General features: G+C 59.6%; 2 protein-coding genes and 1 pseudogene. All 3 read right to left on the bottom strand.

From position 1 onward, the window contains the following. Positions 1-139: 139 nt before the first annotated feature. Positions 140-403: pseudogene (locus P0D89_RS50890) on the bottom strand (DDE-type integrase/transposase/recombinase); the annotation flags it as partial. Between the two features lie 336 nt (positions 404-739). After that, positions 740-3,079 (bottom strand): two-partner secretion domain-containing protein, encoded by a 2,340-nt coding sequence (locus P0D89_RS50885; protein ID WP_408370453.1) that lies wholly within the window; start codon positions 3,077-3,079, stop codon positions 740-742. Between the two features lie 696 nt (positions 3,080-3,775). Continuing rightward, a complete protein-coding gene (locus P0D89_RS50880; RefSeq protein ID WP_408370455.1) occupies positions 3,776-4,777 on the bottom strand; it encodes a hypothetical protein in 1,002 nt (333 codons plus the stop codon). Between the last annotated feature and the right edge of the window lie 149 nt (positions 4,778-4,926).

Below are 4,926 nucleotides of genomic sequence, written 5' to 3'. Positions count from 1 at the left end.
CAAGCTGCCTCTCGAACCGCCGGGACTTCAACGGCCGGTTCCGAGGGATACTGTTGAAAAAGTCGCTGCGTTGCTTTTCCAATTCGCTCGCAAACCGTCAACATGTCGCAAAGGACAGCGCGCCGCTTTTGCGCTGGCCCGTGCACCCGAGGCTGCCCCGGTCGCTATGCACGATTACGCCGGCTTCAGGGCGTCGCCGGAACCATGCCATACGCAATGCGTCCGTGACCGGTTCAGCCTTCATGTGCGGCTTCATCGACCAGCCCACCACCTGCCGGCTGAACAGGTCGATGATGACCGCGCGGACCCAGCCATCAGCCGTGGCCAGATAGGTGATATCGCTCGTCCACACCTGGTTCGGTGCAGTTGCAGTGAAGTTGCGCTCCAGCAGATTTGGCGCGACCACCATACATCGCTGAGGAAGTCATGTTCGATGAGCACGATCTGACGAGTTGTTTTCTCAACGTTAGCGCAGATTGCGAAAAAACCGTTCCGCCGAAAATTCAGTCCTGGATGCTTTGCGCCGCATAGGTGCACTTCGCCGTGTGTCCGGTTCCCGGACGGCAGTTCGGTTGCAAGCCGCCGGCCGGGCGCAACTCCAGCACAGACCCCAATGCGGCCTCATGAATCTCGGTATCCGTCCGGCAGTATGGGGTTCAGAGAGGATGCCAATGCGTGGTAGGCGCTACGCCTGTGTTTTCAGATCAAAATGGCCACAACTGCGTGGCGCTTAGTTTCCTCACGGTGTCGATTGCCAGCGAAGGACTGGATGCGTCGCGCCGGCCGGGATCACCCAAATTCCTGTCGGACTGAAGTCCCAGGATGCGTCAAAACTGGCCGGACTGCTCATCTGCGCGGTCGTCAGGCCGTTCGACGCAGGCAGTTGTGTGCCAGAGCCGACGTCTGTCGGTTGGCCGGTCGTCTCCTTGTTCCAATAGACGTTCGATGCGATCGTCGCGCCGGGCGCTGGTATGAAGTTGCCGTTGTTATCGACGGCGCCGCCCGTCGAGGCCGCGATGCCGCCGTGCACGTTGTTACAGGACGAGATGTTGCAATAGATCTCGACCGGGCCGGTCGCGAATGACTGTTCGATCGTGCCGGCGTTTGCAAGGACCAGACCGCCGACGCTGAAGTCACCGAAGGTGACGCCTGTCGTATAGGAGTGAGACACGGTGCCGAAGTTATTCCCGACGAGGCCGCCGAGCATACCGCCATTGCCCATCGTTGCACTACTCGACGATCGTTCGATCAGACCGCCGTTGCGACCGACGAGGCCGCCGACAGTCTCACCTTCGAACGAGCCGCCATACACTTGTCCGCTGACATAAGCGTAAGTAATCAGGCCCTCGTTCTGTCCGGCCAGAGCGCCATAAACACCAGAATACCCGCCGATATAGGCATTGGTGAGGCCAACGTTGCGAACGACGCCCGTTGTGCCGATCACGCCGAATAGCCCGGCCGTTGGAGTGGTGAAAGTGTCAAAACCGGCGAGTCTGTCGATGACATGCCCCATGCCGTCGAACTGACCGGAGAAAGGCGTGGCCGAATTGCCAAGAGGAACGAACGACGGGGCGGCATGCGTTCCGCTCGCATCGATATCCTTTCCGAGCGCGTAGTTGCCAGCCAGATCGAGCGCAACATTTTGCAAGTCCGTCAACGAATTGACCAGCTTGTAACCGGTCGCTTGCGTAACGAGACCGCTATAGGGCGCAGCTTTCCACGCGCTGTTCGCGAGGATCGTCCCGGGGCTGTAGCTGCCGTTCATGTCATAGAACGCATTCACCAAACCCGTGCTGCCCGACCAGTCGATCGTGCCGACGTTCGCGACGCTGCTGTTGTTGTCGATGCTCGCTGCGTCCGCGCGCAGGCTGAGATTGCCGCTGCCGGTGTTCTTCAGCGTGACCGCCGGTGCAATCGACACGTTATGAAAAGCCACCAGCGATAACGACGCCGGACCTTGCCAATCGAGATTCGACGCAACGGTCATGTCACCGCCTGCGCCATTCGTGCCGGTTGCCGTTGCGTCGACGGATGTGCCCGCGTTCAGGCTGCGCACGAACGCGCCGGCAGTGGCGCTATCGACGGTGAAGTTTGGCGTCGAGATATTCCAGAGTCCCGCTTGCACCGATGCGCCACTCGCCAACGTGAGCGAGTTGGCAAGCGTATCGACAGTGCCGCCGCTACCATCGACGTTTGTTGCCGCAATCGTCCCTTGTTGCGTGACGTGACCATCGCCGGCCACCAGCCAGATGTGGCCGTCGCGCATGGCCGTGCCCGTCGCGCGGATATGCGAGCCACTGCCGGCAAGTGCATAGATATTGCCGTCGGCCGCTTCGAGATTGATCTGCGCGGCCTGCGTGATACCGCGATCGACCACGGTGCCTTTGCTGCTTATCTGCACGAATACCTGTCTGCTGCTCGACGATTCGTACAACACCACTTGCTGACCCGTGACGTATTCTGCCGTGCCGTTGGGTGCGCTGACCGAGCCTGCATTCACTATGGCATCGCGTGCGATAAGAAAGACATCGCCACCACTCGAGCTGATCTTGCCGAGATTCACCACTTTCCCATTCGATGATCCCGCGAGCGTGAGCGTCCCGCCAGTGATGAATGCGCTATTCGGTATGTCGAGCGTTGAAGCCACGAATCGTCCGCCCGTACTGATTACGCCGCTCGGACCGACCAGGACGCCTTGCGGGTTGATCAGATACACGCTGCCCGTTGCATTCAGGCTGCCGAGAATCGCCGAAGGCGAGCCGCCCGTCACGCGATTGAGCGTTGCGCCCGAACCGTTGTCGAAACTGACGGTGTTTCCCTTGCCGATAGCGAAGCTGTTCCAGTCGATCACACCGCGCGTCGAACCTGGTTGCGTGATCACCAGTCCGTTGCACTGGCCGGCTATCGTTCCCGCGCCGGTGACGTAACGGCCGCCTTGCGGAAGGATACCCGCCGCGAACGCCACGGGTGTCAGGGACAGTCCAGTCAGCGAAATGCCAATGGCGAGCCAGATGCGTCCGCGCGACTGCTGTCGACGCAGCGCGCGTCGCGCGGGCCGAGATAGTCCTGGACGTGTCATACATCCCCCTTTCCGCGTGGGCGCGGAACGGCTGCCAAAGACCCGCAGAGCCGACCGGAAACGCGTGAATCGCAGCATTTGAAGATTAGCAGTTCGCGTCACCGCGACATGCTGATAATCTCAGCGTTTTCCGCCTTCTTGTGGGACTTTTGTGCCAGTTGATGGCGGGACTTATGGTGTGCGCTGACAAGATCCGACGCCAAATTGAGTCAAGGCGTCAAGGACAAGGACTGTGTTTTCTACTGTGTGGGTTTCGAAGTGAGCTGTCGACAGCGGAAAATTCGGCGATCGAAGATAGGCGTTGGTGTTCCCCAGGCCAATCGCCGCTTGCGGTCACAGAACCGACGTCTAAACGTCTGTTAAACAATAGGGGCGAACGGCGGGGAATGGCCGAACGCGATCCGACATTGACCCAACGCAGCGATTCGCCATTGATCGGTGCGCGTAGGGCAGAAGTCGGACCCGTTACCGTCATCCGAGTCGCCCAGGCGACGGTCGTTTTCGAAGTCCAACGGCCATCGCGGCGGTCATGCGCGGTTCCAATCTCGATTGCGTACGACAGCGGCGCCATGAAGCGCGCCATGGGGAGCATCCAGCCGGTAGAATGCTCGTCGAGCAGTCTGAGCAGGCGAGCTTCAAACGAACGTCAAGCAAAATCCATCGCAACGTCAGGAAGATAAGGGCGATGACTAAATACTATGTAATTCCTATAGATAGCGATTGCATCGGATATTTCGGAATCAAGGAAGCCACGAGATTGCTTAAAGCGCTGTCCAGATGCCCCTTGAATGGCGCGTTGTCCCAGCTGGAGGAGGAAAGCCGGCGGACGAACGCTGAGTACCGGCTTGCCATGGCATCGTTAACCGATCCGATGTTCAGTATGGTGTTCACTGCGTTCGTGGCCGCGACCTTGAGGCTGTCATCCTCTCCGGGCAGAAGCTCCGTCAGCATCTCGAGACAGGGCAAGGGAAGGTCAGAAATAACTCGCGGAGCCCAAGTGGTCAACACTGCCGTGGCCTTGGCAATGTTCGCCCGACGCAGTTGAGAGACGACGTCGCACGCGTGCCGGGCGAGAGCATCCTCGCGACTCCATGCTGTTGCAAGCTCGACCAGACGCTGCAGCGCGCTGTCGTCGAGCGACTCTATCCGCGCGACGACCAGCTTCATCAGCTCGGGGAATGCCTCATGAACATCGACCTTGGAACTGTTGTCTATGAGGTCGTGCAGCAGACGGGTGGCGAATGCATTGACGAACGACGAGATCTCAACATCCGTGGCGAGCCCTTCGTTTGACACGGCGACTTGCCAGGCGGCTCTCACTGCACCCGGCTGCCTGAGCCCCATAAACCGGACCACGATTGGCCACGTCGCTCGCCGTGGCTCTTCCCCAACCGACATCTGTGCGGAGAACACGTCGTCAGCACGTTGCATCGCGACGTCCATGTCGAATGTTGCCGGCTCGTCCTTTTCAAGTTCACCGGCAAGCGCCTCCACGTAGCGCGTCCCCAAAGAACTCGCGATGCTACCTGTATCGGTTGAGAGCCATGCTTCCAGCTCCTCGAAACCGAGTTGTCTGGATGCGCTGCGAACACGAACATTTCGAGCGAGCAACCAGTCCATGAACAGTGCATCTTCCCTCGCTTCCAGGCCCTGTTCCGCACGCACGCGTATGGCAAGCGCAACAATGGTTCTCACCATCCCAATTGCCTCGTCCAGGCTCGGCGTTTGACCTTCGACACGTACCGCGAAAGTCCGAGCGCCTGCAACTGTGGTCGATCACGGAACTGCGGGGACAACATCGGGCACGCATCCATATCAACGACAAGTCAGTACTTGCAGGCGGACAG

Origin of the sequence: Paraburkholderia sp. RL18-085-BIA-A (assembly GCF_046027075.1) — a bacterium.
In the GTDB taxonomy this organism is placed as follows: domain Bacteria; phylum Pseudomonadota; class Gammaproteobacteria; order Burkholderiales; family Burkholderiaceae; genus Paraburkholderia.
The sequence above is the reverse complement of the archived record's forward strand: the minus strand, read 5'-3'. Positions and strand labels throughout refer to the sequence as shown.